The 19,564-nt window shown below is 63.3% G+C and carries 18 protein-coding genes; all 18 read right to left on the bottom strand.

The genetic code is table 11. The annotated features are described in order from the left end of the window. Window positions 1-143: 143 nt before the first annotated feature. The 18 genes from AAHM40_RS03830 to rfbF all read right to left on the bottom strand — a co-directional run bounded on the left by AAHM40_RS03830 (window position 144) and on the right by rfbF (window position 19,534). Window positions 144-440: a flagellar protein FliT gene (locus tag AAHM40_RS03830; RefSeq protein WP_280282551.1), complete on the bottom strand. Its 297-nt coding sequence runs from the start codon at window positions 438-440 to the stop codon at window positions 144-146. Between the two features lie 28 nt (window positions 441-468). Next, window positions 469-849: a flagellar export chaperone FliS gene (gene fliS / locus AAHM40_RS03825; protein ID WP_028626539.1), complete on the bottom strand. Its 381-nt coding sequence runs from the start codon at window positions 847-849 to the stop codon at window positions 469-471. An 84-nt stretch (window positions 850-933) separates the two neighbouring features. After that, window positions 934-1,332: a flagellar export chaperone FliS gene (gene fliS, locus AAHM40_RS03820; RefSeq protein ID WP_028626538.1), complete on the bottom strand. Its 399-nt coding sequence runs from the start codon at window positions 1,330-1,332 to the stop codon at window positions 934-936. Between the two features lie 3 nt (window positions 1,333-1,335). Continuing rightward, complete coding sequence (fliD, locus tag AAHM40_RS03815) at window positions 1,336-2,778, bottom strand: flagellar filament capping protein FliD (protein ID WP_342243483.1); 1,443 nt, start codon at window positions 2,776-2,778, stop codon at window positions 1,336-1,338. 96 nt (window positions 2,779-2,874) lie between these two features. Then, a complete protein-coding gene (locus AAHM40_RS03810) occupies window positions 2,875-3,237 on the bottom strand; it encodes a flagellar protein FlaG (RefSeq protein ID WP_342243482.1) in 363 nt (120 codons plus the stop codon). A gap of 81 nt (window positions 3,238-3,318) precedes the next feature. Continuing rightward, a complete protein-coding gene (locus AAHM40_RS03805) occupies window positions 3,319-4,512 on the bottom strand; it encodes a flagellin (protein WP_342243481.1) in 1,194 nt (397 codons plus the stop codon). 307 nt (window positions 4,513-4,819) lie between these two features. Further along, the gene (locus AAHM40_RS03800) at window positions 4,820-10,003 is read right to left on the bottom strand and encodes a glycosyltransferase (protein ID WP_342243480.1); all 5,184 of its coding nucleotides are present in this window, start codon (window positions 10,001-10,003) and stop codon (window positions 4,820-4,822) included. 65 nt (window positions 10,004-10,068) lie between these two features. After that, window positions 10,069-10,815, bottom strand: a complete 747-nt coding sequence (locus AAHM40_RS03795; RefSeq protein WP_342243479.1) for a cephalosporin hydroxylase family protein — start codon at window positions 10,813-10,815, stop codon at window positions 10,069-10,071. Next, entirely contained in the window at window positions 10,812-11,519 is a 708-nt protein-coding gene (locus AAHM40_RS03790; RefSeq protein WP_342243478.1) for a metallophosphoesterase family protein, read from the bottom strand. Before AAHM40_RS03790 ends, AAHM40_RS03795 begins: the two co-directional genes overlap by 4 nt. After that, window positions 11,516-12,502 carry an ATP-grasp domain-containing protein gene (locus AAHM40_RS03785; protein ID WP_342243477.1) on the bottom strand — a complete coding sequence of 329 codons (987 nt, stop codon included), beginning with the start codon at window positions 12,500-12,502 and terminating at the stop codon, window positions 11,516-11,518. The genes AAHM40_RS03790 and AAHM40_RS03785 overlap by 4 nt, the downstream gene beginning before the upstream one ends. Next, a complete protein-coding gene (locus tag AAHM40_RS03780; protein ID WP_342243476.1) occupies window positions 12,492-13,355 on the bottom strand; it encodes an NAD-dependent epimerase/dehydratase family protein in 864 nt (287 codons plus the stop codon). The genes AAHM40_RS03785 and AAHM40_RS03780 overlap by 11 nt, the downstream gene beginning before the upstream one ends. Continuing rightward, a complete protein-coding gene (locus tag AAHM40_RS03775; RefSeq protein ID WP_342243475.1) occupies window positions 13,355-14,080 on the bottom strand; it encodes a class I SAM-dependent methyltransferase in 726 nt (241 codons plus the stop codon). Before AAHM40_RS03775 ends, AAHM40_RS03780 begins: the two co-directional genes overlap by 1 nt. Beyond that, window positions 14,077-14,805, bottom strand: coding sequence for a WbqC family protein (locus AAHM40_RS03770; RefSeq protein WP_342243474.1), 729 nt, complete (start codon window positions 14,803-14,805; stop codon window positions 14,077-14,079). The genes AAHM40_RS03775 and AAHM40_RS03770 overlap by 4 nt, the downstream gene beginning before the upstream one ends. After that, window positions 14,802-15,926, bottom strand: coding sequence for a DegT/DnrJ/EryC1/StrS family aminotransferase (locus AAHM40_RS03765; RefSeq protein WP_342243473.1), 1,125 nt, complete (start codon window positions 15,924-15,926; stop codon window positions 14,802-14,804). The genes AAHM40_RS03770 and AAHM40_RS03765 overlap by 4 nt, the downstream gene beginning before the upstream one ends. Next, window positions 15,923-17,146 carry a class I SAM-dependent methyltransferase gene (locus AAHM40_RS03760; RefSeq protein WP_342243472.1) on the bottom strand — a complete coding sequence of 408 codons (1,224 nt, stop codon included), beginning with the start codon at window positions 17,144-17,146 and terminating at the stop codon, window positions 15,923-15,925. The genes AAHM40_RS03765 and AAHM40_RS03760 overlap by 4 nt, the downstream gene beginning before the upstream one ends. Beyond that, window positions 17,143-17,700 carry a dTDP-4-dehydrorhamnose 3,5-epimerase family protein gene (locus tag AAHM40_RS03755; protein ID WP_342243471.1) on the bottom strand — a complete coding sequence of 186 codons (558 nt, stop codon included), beginning with the start codon at window positions 17,698-17,700 and terminating at the stop codon, window positions 17,143-17,145. Before AAHM40_RS03755 ends, AAHM40_RS03760 begins: the two co-directional genes overlap by 4 nt. Further along, window positions 17,691-18,767 carry a CDP-glucose 4,6-dehydratase gene (gene rfbG / locus AAHM40_RS03750; RefSeq protein ID WP_342243470.1) on the bottom strand — a complete coding sequence of 359 codons (1,077 nt, stop codon included), beginning with the start codon at window positions 18,765-18,767 and terminating at the stop codon, window positions 17,691-17,693. Before rfbG ends, AAHM40_RS03755 begins: the two co-directional genes overlap by 10 nt. After that, window positions 18,767-19,534, bottom strand: coding sequence for a glucose-1-phosphate cytidylyltransferase (gene rfbF / locus AAHM40_RS03745; RefSeq protein ID WP_342243469.1), 768 nt, complete (start codon window positions 19,532-19,534; stop codon window positions 18,767-18,769). Before rfbF ends, rfbG begins: the two co-directional genes overlap by 1 nt. Window positions 19,535-19,564 lie beyond the last annotated feature (30 nt).

Genomic DNA, 19,564 nt, shown 5'->3' with positions numbered 1-19,564 from the left:
TCGACCGGCAATTGGCCACTAGTAAAGTGAAAAACCCTTGCCGAGTCAATTTTATGGCGTGCTTTTTTTGGTCGAGCCGACAGAATGGCTAAGCGGCTGTCGAAGCAGTATCGAACTAGTGGCAGATGGGAATCGCTGAGCCATCAGCCGAACAGCTTGTAGACCTTGGCACCCTGTTGGGCCTGATTGAGCTGGACCAGCTCACCCGCAATACGTTGCTGTTCCAACTGACAGATGGAAACCAGCTCGCGATAAAGGCCAAGCAGTTCCTGCAGGCGACTGCCGAGCGCCTCGACATCGTCCACGGCGTCGACCATGGCGTCATCGACCACCTGACGGCAGAGCTGGTCCAGCTCACCGATGGCTGCCCAGTCCTGGCGAGCCAGCGCATCACGCAGAGCGCTGCCGGTTGCTTCAAGACGCTGGACTGATGCATTCATTGGAACTCTCCTGCCAACCCGGACGGCATCACTGGGCGATGCCATCCCATCCGGTTTTCACGTTACGCAACAACCCTGCTACTTCATCCACCAGCGCAGCGTCGCTTTTCAGGTTCGCTTCGAGCAGGCGGGACACCATGTACTCGTAGAGTGCATCGAGGTTGGCCGCGATATCGCCGCCCTGCTCGAAGTTCAGGCCATCACGCAGACCGCCAATGATAGCGATTGCCTTGCCGATCAGCTCGCCTTTTTGTGCGAGCTGACCACGCTCGATGGCACCGCGAGCCTGGGCCAGGCGGGTAAGGCCGCCTTCCATGAGCATCTGGATCAGCCGATGGGGGCTGGCATCCACGGCCTGGGCCTGGGTGTTCACGGACTGGTACTGCTTGAGGGCCGCCATCGCGTTCATGTTCGCTCTCGCTCGTGTGTCGGGCTTGGATACCTAATGTATCGGCAGCACCCGCGAGAGCTTTAGCCCGCAGCTTTGCGGATATCAGGAAATTTCCGCAGCGACCGGTGCTTCCACTTCCGGACCGATGGAGTCCCACGCCTGCTTGATCTCCAGCAGCAGCGTCTCGACCTCATCAATGGGACGCGGCGAGCTGTCCAGCGCGACGCGAGAAAGGCGACGGGTCATGTAGTCGTAGAGGGCATCGAGATTCTCGGCGATTTCGCCACCAAGCTGCTTGTCCAGGCTGGCCTGAAGCACGCCAATGATGCTGAGGGTAGAACCCACCGCCATGCCGCGAACTTCCGGGTTGCCGGTTTCGAGGCCGTGACGGGCGAGGGAAAGGCGTTCCAGCGCGCCATCCAGCAAGAGCTGCACCGCGCGATAGGGGGTGACTTCCTGGCTGGTCTTGACCTGCTTGTAGGTATCGATCGGATTGGCCATTACTTAGCTCTGCTTGACGACGCCGGGAAGGTTGGAGAGAGCCTGGCTCAGCCGGTCGCTGGTCTGGGTCAGGCTGGCGATCAGGGAGTCCATGGCGTTGTACTGGGCATACAGCCGCTTCTGGACCTGTTCGATTCGCTGGTTGAGCTTGGTGCGCTGGTCCGTGACCGAACTGAGGGTGTCCTGCAGGCCGTCCTGGCGCTGGGACAGGATGCCGCCCGTTTCGGTGTAGACGTCCAGCTTCGAATTCATGCGAGCAGTCAGCCCGTTCTCGCCAGTGAAGAAACCAGCGACGGCCTCGTACTGGGTGCTGAGGACTTTGTCGAGTTTCGAGTCTTCGATCTTCAGCGTACCGTCCTTCTGGGTGGTGATACCCAGGTCGGACAGCAAGGAGATGCCATCCTTCTGACCCGACGGATTCACCAATTCGTTGCGCACGGTGGACACCACCGAGCGCACCGTGGAATCGCCCACGAGGGCGCCAGTCACGGGAGCCTTGTCCTCACCGACCGAGGTCACCGACGTCAGCGTCTTGGTCACCCCCATCAGCTTGTTATAGGCATCGACGAACTTCTTGATGTTGCCTTTCACGGTCGCGGTGTCCTGCTCGACCGTTACCTTGAACTTCTTGCCGGGCTCAGCACTGACCAGGTTGAGGGTGACTTCGGAAATCGCGTCGGACACTGTATTGCTGGCGCTGCGCAGGCTCAGGCCGTCGATCGTGAATTCCGCATCCTGGGCCTGGGAGATGTAGCCACTGGTGGCGGCATTGTTTCCGTCCAGCGCGGTCAGGGCACCGGTGGGGCTGGAAGTCGGATTGTTGTCGGCGAAGTTGCCGATGCGGAAAGCTTCGAGGCCAGCCGAAGCCTGAACATAGATGTCCTTGCCGGCACCGGTCGTGTTGGAGCTGAGTACCAGGCGCGACGAGCCATCCGCCGGATTGCTGACGATGTTGGCACTCACCCCCTTGTCCTTCAGCGCCTTGTTCAGGCTGTCGCGGATTTCGGAGAGGGTGGCACCGGCGGCAACCTGCACATCGACGCCGCGGTCATCGGGCCCCAGCTTGACGGTGAGCGTACCGGCTGCGGCTGCGGTGGCGCCCTTGGCGAAGGTGGCGGTGCCGACCTTGCTGGCTGTGGCGAGCTTCTCGACAGTGACCTGGTAGGTTCCCGAGCTTGCCTTGTTGGTGGCGGAGACGGTCGCCAAATCGGCATTGCTGGATTTCGCCGAACGTTTGGAGAACAGGTCGCTGGAGTTCAGGTCCTTCAGCGCAGTCTGGAAATCGCTGATGGCACTCTTGAGCTGGCCGACCGCGGAGAACTTCGATGTAGCGGTCTTTTCCACTCGGGTCAGTTGGGCTTCCTTGGGCGCTCTTTCTGCGTCCACAAGGGCCTTCACGATGCTGTCGATGTCGATGTTCGAACCGAGTCCGGTTATGCCAGCCATTTTTCCGTTACCTCGCCAATCGTCTGACGCCTGCTCCAATACTCGATAAAGCAGTCAAGAAACGTGCCATGTCGCACGCAAGTACCAGCTGGTGTATCAGGCCTCGGCCTTGAACAGCAGGCTGCGCATTTCCGACAAGCTTTCCGCCAGTTTCAGTGCATCTTCCGAAGGGATTTGGCGGATCACCTCGCCGGACTCCGAATCGGTCACCTGCACCACGACCCGGCCGCTGCTGTCGTCAACGTCGAAGTTCAGGTTGCGGCGAATGCTCTGGACGAACTCCTGGATGCTGGAGGCGGCGGCTTCTAGCGGCTCGCGCTCTTCGGCCTCGGACTTTTGCCGTGCCTGCTCGGAAACCTTCTCGGGGCTTTCCTTCTCCGCCGGCCCGCGAACCTGGGCATTGCCGGCCGGAGTGGCATTCACGCCCTTCCCCGTCAGGTTGACTATTCCGATATCCATTGTGCTCACCTCACAAATGGCAATAAGGGGGGAAGCGCCAAGCACTTCCCCCCGCGTTTACCGCCTTGCCTCGTCCGGGCCTTAGCCCAGGAGGCTGAGGACCGCCTGCGGCAGCTGGTTAGCCTGGGCCAGGATCGAGGTACCTGCCTGTTGCAGGATCTGGTTCTTGGTCAGGTTAGCCGTTTCTGCTGCGAAGTCGGTGTCCTGGATACGACCGCGGGCGGCCGACACGTTCTCACCGATGTTCTGCAGGTTGGAGATGGTGTTCTCGAAGCGGTTCTGCACGGCACCGAGGCTGGCGCGCTGGGCGTCGATGGACTGGATGGCCTGGTCGATGATGATCACCGCCTCCTGGGAACCCTTCACGTCGGTCAGGTCGATGTCCTTGACGGTGTTCTCAGCGCTTACTGTGCTGACGGTTGCATCGGTACCAGTGGCAGCAGCGGTTTCGGCAGCCGAAACGCTGGCGCCCGATGCGAACTTCAGAGACTCGATGTTGCCGGCGGCGGAACCGGAGGTCAGCGAGGTCACCAGGTCGATGTCACCGTCGTCGTTGACGAAGGCACCCACACCGATGTTGGCGTCGTTGATCACGGTGGCGAGGGCCTGCACCTGCTCGACGGCGGTAGCACCGCTGGCGAAGGTGGCACTGAAGGTACGTGCAGTACCGTCGGCCATCTTCACTTCTACGGCAATGGCGCCCGAGGCGTTAGCCGGACCGGATGCTACGTCGGCATCGTCGATGCTGCCGGAGCTGAAGGTGGCTTCCAGGGACGAAGTGCTCATCTCGTCGATCTTGACGCTGATGGTTTCGTTGGCGGCGCTGCCCACCTGGAAGGTGGTGGTACCGAAGGTGCCGTCGAGGAGCTTGCGACCACCGAAGGTGGTGGTGTTGGAAATACGATCCAGCTCTTTCTTCAGCTCGGTCACTTCGTCGTTAAGAGCCTTGCGCTCGTCGGTGCTGTTGGAGCCGTTGGCCGACTGCAGGGCCAGATCACGCATACGCTGCAGGATGCTGGTGGACTGCTGCAGAGCGCCTTCAGCGGTCTGCGCCATGGAGATGCCGTCGTTGGAGTTCTTCACCGCCACGCCGAGGCCGTTGATCTGGCTGCTCAGACGGTTGGCGATCTGCAGGCCGGCGGCGTCGTCCTTGGCGCTGTTGATGCGGGAACCGGTGGACAGACGTTGCAGGGACGTGTCCAGCGCACGGGAGGAGGTGTTCAGGTTGCGCTGGGTGTTGAGCGAAGCGATGTTCGTGTTGACGGTCAAAGCCATGGTGGTGTCCTCCGAGGACTGCGTGTTTGCCTGAGCTTGCGACCTTGGGCGGGCATCGCCCAGGCACCCATAAAGTTCGCATTCGTACTTCGTATCGGCGGTGTCGGAGGAAGCTTTAGGGGCGTTCAAAAAAAATTCTTGCCCGGGGCTTGCCACGCCAACGTCCGCCATCCAGCCAGCTTTTCGACCACCCACCGGAAAACTTTAGGGGGATGATGCTGACCGATCCGGCAGGATGCCCTGCCCACGTCCGGAAACGACAAGGCCCCGCACGTGCAGGGCCTTGTCGGGTTCGAGGCCAGGATCGTCAGAGCGAACCGGGCGTCCAGCCCTTGAGCCAGAGCTCAAGGTTGCGGCCTTCCAGCATCCAGTCCCGACGTACCACGGTCTGGAGCTCGTCACCCATACGGGCGGTGGCGTCCAGGTCGGCCAGGTGCATGCGGATCGCCTCTACCCAGTCCTTGAAGCGGTTCTTCACACGGGTCACCGGCAGGTCACCCTGGTAGCAACGGATATCGCTGCAGATCACCGGGAAGCCGCAGGCGCCGTACTCCAGCAGACGCAGGTTGCTCTTGCACTCGTTGAACAGGTTCAGCTCCACCGGCGCCAGGGCCAGATCCAGGTTCAAGCGCGCCAGTGCCGCCGGATACTGCTCGATGGCCACGCCAGGGTGGAACTCGTGGACGTAGGGGCGCATCGACTCCGGGCACATGCCGAAGAAGACCCACTCCACTTCGTTCGCCAACTCCTTCACAACGTCCTCGATCAGCTCCAGGTCGCCGGTATGGCTTGAACCGCCCGCCCAGCCCACTCGCGGCTTGGCGGAAGCCCGACGCTGGCCCTGCAGCCCCTGCCACCAGCCAACCGGCAGACGGTTCTCGACCACCAGGATGTCGTCGTGCATGCCGGCGAAGGCCTCGGCGAGCGGTTGCGTGGATACCACGAAACGGTCAACGAACCCCAGGCCGCGCCGCAGGGACTTGAGGATGTCCTTGGGCATGTGCTGACGGTGCGCGCTCTTCATCGGCAGGTTCAGCAAGTAATCGTCCAGCTCGTAGACCTTGAAGGCACGGGAGAACGCCTTCATCCGGCGCATGGCTTCAAGGCGCTCATCGCCGATCTGCCGTTGCAGGATCAGGGTGTCCGGGTCGTAGCGCTCCAGATCGGTCACGTGCATGAGCCCTACGGACAGCGCGCCATCGATCACCCCAGCCTGCTGCAACGCGGTGAACGGCTGAATGACGCGGTAGTGCCCGCAGCCGTACAGGTCCGCCGGATGGGCGAGCACGGTAGGCAGCGGTTTCCAGGACGACAGCGGCCGCCAGGACAGCGCCGTGTCAGCCAGCTTGAAGCCACCGGGCTGCGCCAGGGAGAAGTTCGGATTGTAGGCTGGGTCACGCGCCAGCACGGGCAGCCATTTCTCGTAGAGCGCGTCGTTGTCCTCCGCCTGGGCGACGCAAGGGGCGTCGCCGTCGAGCATCAACTTTGCATTGGCCGCCCAGACCGTCAGGTAACCCGCCTGCCTGGCGCGCAGGCAGATGTCCGCGTCGATGTAGTTTTCGGGCAGGTCCTCGGCGATTCCACCCAGCGCGCCGTACAGCTCCCGGCTAATCATCAGGCACTCACGGCTGACAGCGCTGTAGTTCTGGTCGACCTGCAGGCGTTGCAGATAGCCAGACGCGTCCACAGGCTCGCCCACGAACGGCCGGCCCACCGGCCCCTCCAGGCCGAGAATCAGGCCGGCATGCCGGACCGATCCATCGGCGGCAAGCAGCTTGGCCCCGACCACTCCAACTTCCGGACGCTGGGCATGGTTGACCAGTTCGTCCAGCCACTGCTCGTCGATCACGGCGGTATCCGGCGAGAGCAGCAACAGGTAGTCGCCCTTCGCCTGGCTGGCCGCAAGATTCAGCGCGGCAGCCGCACTGAGCTGCGCCGCGGCGGGCCAGACGGTTCTCAGGCGCGCTTCACCCATTCCTTCGAGGGCCTTGAGCCAGCCCCTGACCTCGCCCGCAGCAGGATCGCTCTCGATCAGAAGCAGTTCATAGCTCGAATAGCGAGTCGTCTCGAGCAGGCTCTCCAAACAGCGTTGCAGCCGCGGAAGCTGGCTGCCCGCCAGGACCAGCAGCGAAACCATCGGCTGTTGCGGGTGCCCGTAGTGGATGCGGTATTGCCCCGGCTGATCGGACTCGATTCTGGGTTGCTCGTAACCCCGCTCCTGCAGATGACGCAGGATTGCCTGTCGTTCGTCTTCGATATCGCAAACCGCCGGCGCATCGGTGATCAGCAGCGGCTCGGCGATGTGCCCGAGCCCGGCAAGACCACCGGAGCCGATCAGTCGCAGGATCATCTCCAGTTCGACCGCACGAGGGAGACCCGCGTCGAATCCACCAGCCTTGAGCAGCACGTCCCTACGGAACAGCCAGTGGTGGGCCATGCCCGCCGGGAAGCTGAGCAGATAGTCGAGATTGAAGGCCGGCCGGAAGGCGGCGCCCAGATCGCCGTTCGATTGGCGGTACATCTGGTCGCAATACACGGCCCTGCAGTCAGGCGCCGTGAGCAGTTCCAGGCAAGCCATCAGCAGGCCATTGGAGGTGAATTCCTCACCGGCATTGACCAGGACGAGCCAGTCGAAATCGGCTGCCTGCAACGCCTGGTTGAGCGGCATCACCCACGCATCCGCAGAGACCTCGACGACCTGACCGGGGAAGCCCTCCGCAGCCGATTGCGCAACGGTCAGTAGAAGCGGCTGCACATTGTGGTAAGCATTACGGGACGGGCTCAGCGATTCTAGAGTGAGCGCTACCGCGGCAGCATCTCCCTTCACATCCCGAACGACGACGCCGATGCTCGGCCCGCCCTGCTGCTGCAGACGTTCCGCAACCAGACGCTGCTGGGTCGGCGTGAGCACACGCTTGTGCAGCCACTCCTGCAGGCTGGCATTACGCACTCGCCCACCGGCCGAATCCTGTATGCCGAAACGCTTGAGCATCTCCTGGCGAGCCAGGCGCACGGCGTCGCTGCCCAGATCGGAATGGCGGCGATACATCTCTTGGTAGAGGGCGCCAAAATTCTTCTGCTCGCGACCGAGCATATGGTCGGTGCCGGTATTTGGAGCGTCCCGCAGGTGCACCTCGGCGGTTAACTGCGGCACATGGACCAGGGGATAGCGGGCGGCGAGCCGCAGCAGCATGTCCCAGTCTTCGAAGGCCGTCAGGCCGGTATCGAACTCACCGACTTCCGCCAGCATGCTGCGGGGATGCGCCCAGGTATTCACAGGGATGTAGTTCTGGACGAACAGGCGTTCCTTGTCATAGGCCGCATGGGCGAACGGCGCACTGCGGCTGAGCTCGATACGCTCGCCCGCTTCCACCTGTTCGTTGATGTATTCCACGCCGGTGTAGACCACGGCCTGAGGGTGCTGCTCGAAGGTGTTCGCCAGTACCGCCAGGTGTTCCGGGAGATAGATATCGTCGTCGTCCAGGTAGCTGACGTAGCGTCCCTTCGCCAGCTTCAATCCCGCGTTTCGCGCGGCGGACAAACCCTGGTTGCGGCCCTGATAGAGATAGGTGATGGGGAAGTCGAACTCTGCCAGCAGCGACTCCACCGGGTCACCATGGTCGTTCACCAGGATGACCTCGAAGTCGCGCAGGATCTGATCACCCAGGCTGACCAGGGCATCCCTCAGCAGGCCAGGGCGGTTGTAGGTCGTCAGGATGATGGAGAACAGCGGCTCGTATCGCGCACCGGCCAGCTTGTCCAGTTCGGCCAAGGCCTCGGCGTTGTCCTGACCGAGAGCTCGCGCCTTGTGGGCCATGCGCAGGGCCGGGCCATGCTCGTCGATCTGACGCAGGATGCCCGACACGCGCCAGCAGGCGGCAGCCTTTCCCGCCCGGTCGTCGGCAAGGCCGGGGAAGAGTCGGCTGACGGGGTAACGGGCGAAGGCATCCAGCACCACCTTGCCTTCGAAGGCCCGGCTCTTCGCGCTGGAGAGACTTTCGCCGTGCTGGCGCCAGTGGCAGAGGATCGCATCGACTTTCTTGAAGTCGGCCGTGTCGGCCAGGCGAGTCCAGATCTGGTAGTCGTGGCAACGGGTGAACGTCGTGTCGTAGTCGCCATGACGCTGGTACAAGGCACGGCGCACTGCGGTGCCGGGGTTGGGCAGGCAGTTGGCCTGGACCAGCATCGGCAGCAGCGACTTGCCCTGGTAGTCGGCATATCGGGTGCGGTGCACCTGGCCGGGGAAGCGATCATCGAATATCTCCAGATCGCCGTAGAACACGTCCGAACCAGGATTCTCGACGATGCTCCGGCGCAGCGCCGAAAGCGCGCCCTTGGCCTGGAGATCGTCACTGTCGATCCATACCACGAACTCCCCGCGCGCAGCGGCAAGGCCCTTGTTACGCGCCGAAGCGCCGCCACCGTGGTCGTTGTGGAGCAGGCGGATGCGCGGGTCCTGTATGGAACGGATGATCGCCACCGAACGGTCGGTGGAGCCGTCGTCAACCACCACTAGCTCGAAGTCGGCATCGTCCTGCGCCAGCACCGACTCGATGGCCTCGCGCACGTAACGTTCGCGGTTGTAGACCGGCATGACGACGCTGAAGAAGGGAGCAGGCCCCTCATTCGACGGGGTGACCGTTTGGGCTTCCGGCTTCGGAGTGACACTGGAAAACAGCGCGAAGCGCTTGTCCATCCAGGCCAGCACCTCTTTCACCAGCACCGGTTTGGCTTCGGCGCAGAGGCTGCGGTGCGAGCAGATGCTCTCGGTGAACAGGGAAGCCAGTTCGTGATAGCGCGGCGCAACCTTCTTGCCAGTCATGCGCTCCATGGCCGAGCTGGTGCGGTTGCTGATTTCGCGGCGCAGGTAGAGAGGCTTCTCGACGCGAGCGAACGGACCGTGAGCGGCAAGGTGACAGAGGAACGCCAGGTCGGCGCTCACCACTGGGCGGAACGCCATGTCGATGCAGTCGCGACGAATCAGCTGGTTGACCGCCTCGCAGCGATCCAAGGCATGCAACACGCGAAGGTATCGCTCATCCGCCGCCAGGGGTTCGTCGAACACGTAGTTGCCGCCATTGGTACGTCCCAGCGCCTGCCCCTGCTCGTCGATCCATTGCGTCTGGGTGTAGGTCAGGCTGATGCGCTCGTCGGCTTCCATCAGCGTCAACGTTTCGGCGAGGAACTCAGGGGCAAGCAGGTCATGGCCGCCCAACCACATGAAGTACTCCGAATCGGTCTGTTCGAAGCAGAAGCGGAAGTTCACCGACGCGCCGAGGTTTTCCTCATGGCGGACGTAATGGAAGCGCGGGTCGGCGGCGCAGAACGCCTGGCAGATGCGGCCGGTGTCATCGCTGGAGGCGTTATCCGCCACCAGCGCCTGGAAATCGACGTGAGTCTGGGCGGCCAGCGACTTCAGCGTCTCGAGGACATAAGGGCCCTCGTTGTAGACCGGCAAGCTGACCACAACCCTGCTTTGAACCTTTTGCATGCAAACCTCGCATTGGAAATCTTGTAGTGACCGACGCTCTTCCCGAGTGCCTGGGTCGCGCGGCGTCAAACCCGCTTCAGGTAACCTTCCGGCGCAACGCTGATGAGCAATTTGTGATCCATCCGCTCATCCACCTGGAACTCCGGGTGGCGGCTCAGATACTCGCGAACCGCCGACTTCGGGCTGTTCCCACGTCCCCAGGGACGGCCACTCTGGAGTTCGTCGGGGGTGTCCTCGACGACGGTATCGAACACCACGCAGTAACTGCCCGGCGTGACCAGGGGCGCGTAAGCCTCTAGCTCCGCCAGCACATGGTCATGGGTGTGGTTGCTATCCAGGGACAACAGCACACGCTTGCCTTGGGCCTGTCGATACACCTGTTCGATGACCTCAGGGGCGATGCTGGAGCCCTGGATCATATCGATGCGCCGCGACATCGGATGGGCCTCGATGGCCTCTCGGTTGTGGGCACGGATATCGATGTCGATGCCGAGCACCCGCGCATCGGTTGGCCCGCCGCAAGCAGCATTGAGTTCCAGTAGGGAGGCAAACAGGATCAGTGAGCCGCCATGGGCGATTCCGGTCTCGATGATCAGCTCCGGCTGGGTGGCCCAGACCAGCTCCTGCAACGCCACGATGTCCTGCGGGTACTGGATGATCGGCCGGCCGAGCCAGGTGAAATTGTAGGAATAACGGTACTTGCCGCCCGCCTCCAGCATCCAATCAAGGGAACGCGCCTTCAGCCCCTCGTCCTGGCCTGCGGCCTCGATGTTGCGTTGCACTTCGGCTTGGAACTCTTCGTTTGCGCTCACTTTGCGTTCTCTCGCTCGATGATTTCGACTTTGTCGACGCGCCCGCCAATCTGGGCGCCTATGTAGAGGTTTTCCCACAAACGGGGCTCGTCGTAGCCCGCCCGCCGCATGGCCTGGACCGTCTCGTCGACGTCATAGGCCACCCGTTGCAGGCGGACCTCCGAACCGTCGAAGACTGCGAATGCCGCACGCGGGTCGCCGTCGCGCGGCTGCCCGACCGAACCGGGATTGCAATACGTCTTCGTGCCCAAGGTCGCCAGCACTTGCACATGGGTGTGGCCGGAAAAATAGAAACGCCAATCGCCGGTGAGCTTGTCCTCGGAAACCCGGTAAAGGTATTGGTCACGCGGGTCTTCCCAGCCACCGTGGACGAAGCAGGCATCGCCTTCCTCGTACAGGGATGAAAGGCTCGCCAGCAGCGCCAACTGGTCCGCCCGCACGACCCGCGCCTGGTGCTCCAGCAGCGAAGACACCAGACGTGAACGGGGACATCCCGTCCCTTCCGTCAAATAGCCGTCATGGTTGCCGAGCAGTTGGATGGCACCGCGGGCCACCAGAAGGTCGATACATTTCTCAGGTTCGGCGTAGTAGCCAGTGACGTCGCCGAGGGAAATCACCCGGCTGCAACCGAGCCGATCCGCCTCCGCGAGTACCGCGCGCAGGGCCGGGAAATTGCCATGGACGTCCGAAATCACAGCGATCATAGGTACTCGATATGGTCTTCGATGTAGCGAGTGCAGCGCGCCGGTCGCCAGGTATCAGCGTCCGGCCGCTTCCCGCGGCAGTAGTAGTCGATGCTCATCGCCGCCTCGTTGAAGCCCAGTGCCGCCCGTAGTGACACTGACGCTGACAGGCGCGGATTGATCTCCAGCAGCCAGGCACGTCCCTCTGTCTTGCGAAACTGGTAGTTGGTCGGCCCCACGGGCCGGAAATGCGCAGTCAGCTCCTCGCAAGCGGCTTCGATCAGCGGATCGCAGACGATGCTGTGCGCCCGCCAGGTAGCGCCTCCCGGCCCCAGGGTGCGGCGCAGGATGGCTGGCCGGCTTGAATGGCCGTCGCCGTAACCGAACAGCCCGACGGTGTACTCCTCATCGGCGCTGCCAATCAGGCGCTGCAACATGAAATTGTCACCGTGCTTACGCGCCAGATAGGACAGGTCGTCTTCGTCCTCTACCAGGGCCTGGCCACGCCCACCAGAACCCCTGCGCGGCTTGCACAGCAGCGGCGCCGGCCCAAGCTGCTCCAGAGCCTGTCGCCAATCCGGCTCGATACGGGATGGAATGGCTGGAATGCCGGCTTCCAGCAGCGCCTCATGCATCCGCCACTTGTCGCGCGCCAGCTGGATCAGGCGGCCGTCGTTGAGTGCCACGGCCGCTCGGGACGCCGCAAACAGCTCCCGATGGGCGTCGAAATAGAACACGTCCTGCTCGATGCCAGGCAGGACCAAGTCGATCGCCTCGCGTTCCAACAGGTCCATCAGGAAGCGACCATAGGCGGGATCGGCTTCCGACAGCGCCGGCTTGCAGATGAACACATCGCAGGCGAGCCGGCCGAAAGCACCGGGGTCGCGGTCCAGGCCAACGACCTGGACGCCCGGCAACAGGCGCAACGACTTGACGATACCCTGGCCGATGATGGCGCCGACGCCCGTCACCAGGACACGCGTGGCACGGGACTCAGTGAACATCGAAGACCTCGAAGCGCTGGGCGTGGCCACCGTCACGAATGCCCCGCAATCCTTCCAGCAGGCTGGTGAAACGCAGGCTTGAAAACTCCGGCGAGAGCACCGGAAAAAAAGTGTGGCGGAACGGTACCTTCTCCGGTGCGATGACCACGTCACCGCCACTGCCGAACACCTCGAAGGCCTGGCGGGCGATGGAAAGGTAGCTATGGCCCTCGGGGTGGCAAAGGTGCGTGACCCCACGCAGTTCCTGGTCTGCAGCTAGAACCAAGGCGGCCACGGCATCTCGCACGTGGACGAAATTGCGCAGGGCTTCGCCTGGGGGCAAACGCAACGTGCGGCCGGTGCGCGCGTAGCTGACGATGCGACCGAACCAGCGCTGATGGTTCACGCACTCACCGCGCTCGTCGTAGAGCTGGGCCAGGCGCAAACTGGCAAAACCAAGCCCTTCCCGCTCCAGACCCCACGCAAGTATCTGCTCTGCACGCGCCTTGGATGCACCGTAGGAGCCAAGATCCGGCGCCTGCGCAGTAGAAGACACGCTGCCGGCGTATATCACTTGCCGACAACCCGCCGCCCGGGCCAGGGCCAGAACCTGGTGGCTGCCCAGTACATTGACCCGCTCGTTGAGCCAGGCACCCTCGGGCGAGTCATCGCCGAATGCAGAAGCGCAATGGAACAGCACATCGGCCTTCAGCACGGGGTAGTCCAGGTACAACTCCGCGCTGCCGAGATCCAGATGTACATCGCATTCGGCACGCCGGCCGACGCCAACAACGTCCCAGCCGAGCTCACGCAAGCGCTCGCTCAATCGGCTGCCAAGCATCGAGTTGGGCCCCACCACCAGCGCACGCGGCATCAGGACACCTGCACTTCCATCAGCAGGCCGACGCAGAGGTCAGGGAAATCCACACCGACCTCGCACATGGCACGCAAGTTTTCTTCGAATTCCGGCATCATCTGCATGTAGCCGAGCGGCAGCGGTTTGAGGTAGATGCCCTCTTCCCAAGTAACCTGGTAGCCCTCTTCGTGCAGCAGCGCTTTCAGGGTGTCGCGGCAAAACTGACGCTGGTGTCCCAGGGCATGGTCGTTGGCATTGAGCTCATAGATATCCCCAATCTTGCCCATTGCCAGGCCCAGACGACGGTTCAACGACTTGGCATTGGGTACCGCGACATAGAGTCGGCCACCGGGCCGCACGTGCTTGCGGAAGCGACGCAGGATCAGGCCGGGGTCATCCACATGCTCGAGGATGAAGCCCATCATCACCACGTCAAACTGCTCGTCGCTGCTGAAATGCTCGAAGTAGCCTTCCACCAGCTCGATGGTCAGATCGGGATAGTTCTGGCGGAACAGGTCGATGACCACCGACGCCCCTTCCACCACCACGTGACGCGTGAAATGGCGATTGAACAGCGCGGTGGTATAGCCGTGCCCCAGCCCCAACTCCAGCAGCGAGCGGTACCCCATGCCGTCGAGGCGGCCAAGGATGCGCGGCGGATACCAGTTGAGGATCAGCTCGTTCTCCAGGGAGGTCACTGCCCCGGGTTTGTACTGCGAGGTCACTTCGTTGAGATTGTTCATGCTTGATCCCGTTCGGCCATTACCGCCCGCCAAGGCGTCACATCCGATTCGATGACATGCCGCCCATCCCGCCCACAGTTGGCCACCAGGTCGAGGACGGTGACGTAGGGGGTGAACGGCGCAAATTTCTGCGGGTACTCGCGCTTGCGGTAGTCCATGTAGCAAACCTCGATGCCGCCCCGTTCACAGGCTTCGTGATCGAGGTAATTCAAAGCGCCCATGCCGGTCACATAGCGGTCGCCGCCCAGGCGGGTTACCAGCCCCTGGATCAGCTCACTCTTGCGTCCCGGCACCTCGAGCTGCGAAGAACGGTGCAGTCGCTTGCCTTCCAGCAGGTCGAAGTAGCTGGCGACGGCCTGCATGCCTTCGATCAGCAGTTCGCAGAAACTCAGCTCACGGCGCAGCAACACCGACTCAGCGAGGCCCATGGCGTCCTCCAGGTACGGCGTTCCCGCCAGTGACAGCGCCAGGCTGCGCAGATGCTTGTCGCGCCAACCGCCCTCTTCCGAGCATTCCAGGTCGCAGATGCGCGCATCGCGGCTGTGCTGGCGCAGCGGCACGGTCAGCCAACTGCTGCCGGTCGGCGTCTTGTACTGCACGCGATTGATGAAGCCGCGCGCGAACTGCACGTCATCGAAGAACACGAAGTCATCGGCCAGCCGCCATTGCTCGAACAACCCCACCCAGGGGAAGTACATCGGCTGGGAAATCACCACGGTGCTCACCGGCCGGCCTCGCGGTGCAGGGACTCGATGACTGCGCAGACCCGATCGATCTCCACCTCGGAGATGTCGTGGAAGCTGGGCAGGTTGACGGCCCGTGCAGCGATGCTGGCCGCATTGCCGCCGTCGGGTTTCCGGTAGCCCTCGAACATCGGCAGGTCCGACAGCGGGTAGAAGAACACCCGCGCGTCGATGTTGTCCTCGGCGAAGCGCGCCAGTAGCCGTTCGCGCGAGACACCAAGCTCGGCGGCGAAGACCACGGTGGGCATCCAGGCGCCGATGCGGGTTCCGGCCGGCTCCGGGTTGAGACTGAGGCCAGTGAGCCCCCCCAGACGGTGTCGATAGGCCGTGAGGATCGCGCGCTTGCGCTCGACCAGCTCGTCGATCCGCTCGACCTGGGCACACCCCAGGGCCGCCTGCAGGTTGGAAATCTTGTACTTGAAGCCCAGCAAGTCGGGCCAGAACTGGCGCGCCTGGCCGCGCACACGACCGTGGTTGGAAAGGCTAAGCACACGCTCGTACAGCTCGTCATCATTGGTGACGAACATGCCGCCTTCGCCGGTCGTCATGGTCTTGGTGCCGTGGAAGGAGAACGCCCCGAAACGCCCCAGGCTGCCGGCACGAAGCCCCTGGTATTGGGCGCCGATGGCCTCGGCCGCGTCCTCCACCACCGGGATGCCGTGACGCTCACCGAGAGCCAGCAATGCTTCCATGTCACAGAGGTTGCCGTACAGGTGCACGGCAATGATCGCCTTGGTTCGCGGCGTGATGGCAGCTTCGACTCGAGCCGGATCCAGGCACCAGGAGTCCTCGAGGATGTCGACGAACACCGGCGTCGCCCCCAGGTGCACGACCGGCGCGACTGAGGCGATCCAGTTGGTATCCGCCAGGATTACCTCGTCGCCGGCACCGACGCCCAGCGCCGCCAGCCCCATGTGCAGTGCGCCGGTGCAGCTCGACGTGGCGATGGCGTGCTTCACGCCCAAATGAGATTTGAATGCAGCCTCGAAGCGCTCGATGTACTCGTAGCAGCGCGGCCCCCAGCCATTACGGGCAGCATCGGTCACGTACTGCACCTCCAACTCGGAGATGGACGGCTGGGTGTACTGGATACGTGGGTTCATTTCACCTCCAACGTCGGTACGGCCGTGACGAAACGCCCGCCCCACTGGCGAATGCGTTCGTTCTGCCGCATCACCTCATCCGCGATGTTCCACGGCAGGATCAACAGCAGGTCGGGCCTCACGTCGTCCAGCTCCTGCGGGGAGCGGATCGGCACATGGCTGCCTGGCAGGTACTTGCCCTGCTTCGATGGCGCAGCGTCGAACACCCAGGGCAGCAGGTCGGGCTTGACCCCGGCGTAGTTGAGGATGGTGTTGCCCTTGGCTGCGGCGCCATAGGCGGCGACTCGTCGCCCTGCCCGCTTCTGCTCCAACAGGAAGCCCAGCAGATCGTCCTTCACCCGATCCGCCCTGGCCTGGAAACCGCTGTAGATCGCCAGGTCACGCAAGCCGGCGTTCGCCTCTGCCCGCAGTACGGCATCCACTGCCGCCGAGCAAGGGCGCTCGTCGTCCTGGTGGCAGGCGAAGATTCGCAGGCTGCCGCCATGGGTGGTCAACGCCTCGACGTCGTGCACTCGCAGGCCGGCGGCCGCCAGGATGCGCTCGACGCTGTAGAGCGACAGGTAGGAGAAATGTTCGTGGTAGACGGTGTCGAACTGCACCAGCTCGACCAGCCGCAACAGGTGCGGAAACTCCAGGGTCAGAGTACCGCCGGGCTTGAGTGCGGCCTTGAGGCCGCGGGAGAAATCGTTGATGTCCGGCACATGGGCGAACACGTTGTTGCCGATCAGCAGGTCGGCCTGACGACCGTCCTCCGCCAGGCGCCGGCCCAGGGCCTCGCCGAAGAATTCGCGCAGCACCGGAATGCCGAGACGTTCGGCCGCGTCAGCGGTGCTCGCAGTCGGCTCGACACCCAGACAGGGAATGCCCGCCGCAACGAAGTTCTTCAGCAGGTAGCCGTCATTGGAAGCGACCTCGATCACCAGGCTGTCCGCGCCCAGTCCGAGACTTTCACGCATACGCTCGGCATAGCGGCGCGCGTGCTCCAGCCAACTGCTGGAGGTGGAGGAGAAATAGGCGTACTCGGCATCGAACAGCTCGCCGGCCTCGGCATAGTCCTCGGTCTGCACCAGCCAGCACTGGTCGCAGACCCACAGGCGCAATGGGAAATAGCGCTCGGGCCGGGCAAGGTCGGCAGCGGTCAGGTAGGCATTGGACGGCGGCGCATGACCAAGGTCCAGAAACGGGTGCTGCAGCGCGGTATGGCAATGCCGACAGTTCATGGGGCCAGTCCGATGAAGTCCGGGGTAAGGAAAGGATGTTGGCGATCACGTTGCGACAGGTCGCGCGCCTCCAACGGCCAGGCGATAGCCAGTGCGGGGTCATCGTGGCGCAGACCACCTTCGGCCTCGGGGCGGTAGAACTCGGTGTGCAGATAGAGCAGCTCGCTGTCGGCCTCAAGTACCTGGAAGCCGTGGGCACACCCTTCCGGAATCACCAGCATGCGCTGGTTCTCAGCGCTCAGTTCCTCCGCATGCCAGCGCAGGAAGCTGGGCGACCCACGGCGCAGGTCGACGATCACGTCCCACACTCGGCCGCGCGTACAGCGCACCAGCTTCATCTCGGCATGGGGAAAATGCTGGAAATGCAACCCACGCACGGCACCGACGGCGCAGGTGCGGGACTGGTTGATCTGCACGATGCGCCGCTCGCCCAGCAAGAGCGCCAGGCTGTCAGCACAAAACAGGCGGGTGAAGGCGCCACGCTCATCGCAATGCGAAGGGCAGTCGACGCGCACCAGGCCGTCGATGGGCGTAGTGGCCAGGCTCAAGCCCATACACACTCCACCTGGCGCGCCGCCTCGCCGAAGCGTTTCAGTTGTTCGAAAGTGGCTGGCCCCTCGCCGGCGAGGTCGCGGCGATACCAGTCAGCGGTGACTTCCAGGGCCGTCTCCAGCGCCCAGACCGGCGTCCAACGCAGGCGCGCCCGCGCCTTGGCGCTGTCCAGGTAGAGCAGTTGAGCCTCGTGCAGACCATCACTGGAGGTGGCACGCCAACCCAGGGCCGGCCAGTGCCGCTGCAGCGCGCCGAGCACTTGCGCCACCGATCGATTGGCGTCGGGAGAAGGACCGAAGTTCCAGGCCTCGGCGCACGCTCGATCACCCTCCAGCAGGCGCTGGCCGAGCAAGAGGTAGCCGGAGAGACACTCCAGCACATGCTGCCAGGGCCGGGTGGCCGAAGGGGAACGGATTTCCAGCTCGCGGCCCGCCTGAACGGCACGAACCAGATCGGGAATCAGGCGATCTTCCGCCCAGTCACCGCCACCGATGACGTTGCCTGCCCTCGCGGTGGCCAGCAGCGGGCCCCGTTCCTGCCAGAAGGACTTGCGGTAGCTGTCGCAGAGCAACTCGGTAGCAGCCTTGGAGGCACTGTAGGGATCATGCCCGGCAAGCCCGTCAGACTCGCGATAGCCCCAGGACCACTCATGGTTCTCGTAGACCTTGTCGGTGGTCACCACCAGCACGGCCTCGACGCCTGCTACCTGGCGGCAGGCTTCCAGCACGTTGGCGGTCCCCATGACATTGCTCGACCATGCCAGCAACGGGTCGCGATAGGACGGCCGGACCAGGGACTGGGCAGCCAGGTGAAACACGATTTCGGGCCGCTGGGCCGCGACTACTCCGCGCAGGAATTCGGCGTCACGGATGTCACCGCGCAGGTCGGTTACCGGCAGCTGCAGCGCTGTCCAGTGGCGGGCGTCGCCATCAGACTCCTCGGGCAGGGATACGCCAGTCACCTCGGCGCCCAATTCCACCAGCCAGGTGGCCAGCCAGCTGCCCTTGAAGCCGGTATGCCCCGTGACCAGGACCCGGCGCCCGCGATAACGCTCGGCGAATTGGCCCATTACCAGACCTTCCAGGGCGCGCGGCCGCCGTACCAGAGGTCGTTCAACTGATTCTTGTCGCGCAAGGTATCCATGGCCTGCCAGAAGCCGCGATGGCGAAATGCCATGAGCTTGTCATTGGCCGCCAACTGCATCAAGGGCGCCCCTTCCCAGCTGCTCTGGTCGCCGTCGATATAGTCGATGACCGAGGGATCGAGCACGAAGAAGCCGCCATTGATCCAGGAACCATCCCCGGCAGGCTTCTCCTGGAAGCTGCCGACCCGCTCTTCATCCAGGCCCAGCGCGCCGTAGCGCCCCGGCGGCTGAATGGCGGTGACGGTGGCCGGCTTGCCGTGGGAATGATGGAAATCCACCAGTGCGCCAATGTCGATGTCCGCCACGCCATCGCCGTAGGTGAAGCAGAACGGCTCGTCGCCGAGATGCTCGCGGACGCGACGCAGGCGGCCACCGGTCAGGGTCTCTTCGCCGGTGTCGACCAGCGTCACCCGCCAGGGCTCGACATAGCGCTGATGGACTTCCATGGTGTTCTTCGACATGTCGAAGGTGACATCGGACATGTGCAGGAAGTAGTTGGCGAAGTACTCCTTGATCACGTAGCCCTTGTAGCCCAGGCAGATGACGAAATCCTGGATGCCGTAATGGGAGTAGATCTTCATGATGTGCCAGAGGATTGGCTTGCCGCCGATTTCAATCATCGGCTTAGGCTTGAGGTGGGACTCCTCGCTGATGCGAGTGCCCAGGCCTCCGGCAAGAATGACCGCCTTCATCACTACCCCCTTGGGGCCAGGGGAGCGGGC

The organism is Pseudomonas sp. OTU5201 (assembly GCF_038440135.1).
GTDB classification, from domain to species: domain Bacteria; phylum Pseudomonadota; class Gammaproteobacteria; order Pseudomonadales; family Pseudomonadaceae; genus Metapseudomonas; species Metapseudomonas resinovorans.
Note: the sequence above shows the minus strand (reverse complement) of the source record. Positions and strands in the feature narration are given on the sequence as shown.

Coding starts and splice junctions, on each gene's coding strand:
- AAHM40_RS03785 (WP_342243477.1), bottom strand. CDS start 12,502: ATGTTCACTGAGTCCCGTGCCACGCGTGTCCTGGTGACGGGCGTCGGC.
- AAHM40_RS03830 (WP_280282551.1), bottom strand. CDS start 440: ATGAATGCATCAGTCCAGCGTCTTGAAGCAACCGGCAGCGCTCTGCGT.
- AAHM40_RS03805 (WP_342243481.1), bottom strand. CDS start 4,512: ATGGCTTTGACCGTCAACACGAACATCGCTTCGCTCAACACCCAGCGC.
- AAHM40_RS03765 (WP_342243473.1), bottom strand. CDS start 15,926: ATGAACCCACGTATCCAGTACACCCAGCCGTCCATCTCCGAGTTGGAG.
- AAHM40_RS03800 (WP_342243480.1), bottom strand. CDS start 10,003: ATGCAAAAGGTTCAAAGCAGGGTTGTGGTCAGCTTGCCGGTCTACAAC.
- AAHM40_RS03755 (WP_342243471.1), bottom strand. CDS start 17,700: ATGGGCTTGAGCCTGGCCACTACGCCCATCGACGGCCTGGTGCGCGTC.
- fliD (WP_342243483.1), bottom strand. CDS start 2,778: ATGGCTGGCATAACCGGACTCGGTTCGAACATCGACATCGACAGCATC.
- AAHM40_RS03780 (WP_342243476.1), bottom strand. CDS start 13,355: ATGCCGCGTGCGCTGGTGGTGGGGCCCAACTCGATGCTTGGCAGCCGA.
- AAHM40_RS03760 (WP_342243472.1), bottom strand. CDS start 17,146: ATGAACTGTCGGCATTGCCATACCGCGCTGCAGCACCCGTTTCTGGAC.
- fliS (WP_028626538.1), bottom strand. CDS start 1,332: ATGGCCAATCCGATCGATACCTACAAGCAGGTCAAGACCAGCCAGGAA.
- fliS (WP_028626539.1), bottom strand. CDS start 849: ATGAACGCGATGGCGGCCCTCAAGCAGTACCAGTCCGTGAACACCCAG.
- AAHM40_RS03790 (WP_342243478.1), bottom strand. CDS start 11,519: ATGATCGCTGTGATTTCGGACGTCCATGGCAATTTCCCGGCCCTGCGC.
- rfbG (WP_342243470.1), bottom strand. CDS start 18,767: ATGGGCCAATTCGCCGAGCGTTATCGCGGGCGCCGGGTCCTGGTCACG.
- AAHM40_RS03775 (WP_342243475.1), bottom strand. CDS start 14,080: ATGAACAATCTCAACGAAGTGACCTCGCAGTACAAACCCGGGGCAGTG.
- rfbF (WP_342243469.1), bottom strand. CDS start 19,534: ATGAAGGCGGTCATTCTTGCCGGAGGCCTGGGCACTCGCATCAGCGAG.
- AAHM40_RS03810 (WP_342243482.1), bottom strand. CDS start 3,237: ATGGATATCGGAATAGTCAACCTGACGGGGAAGGGCGTGAATGCCACT.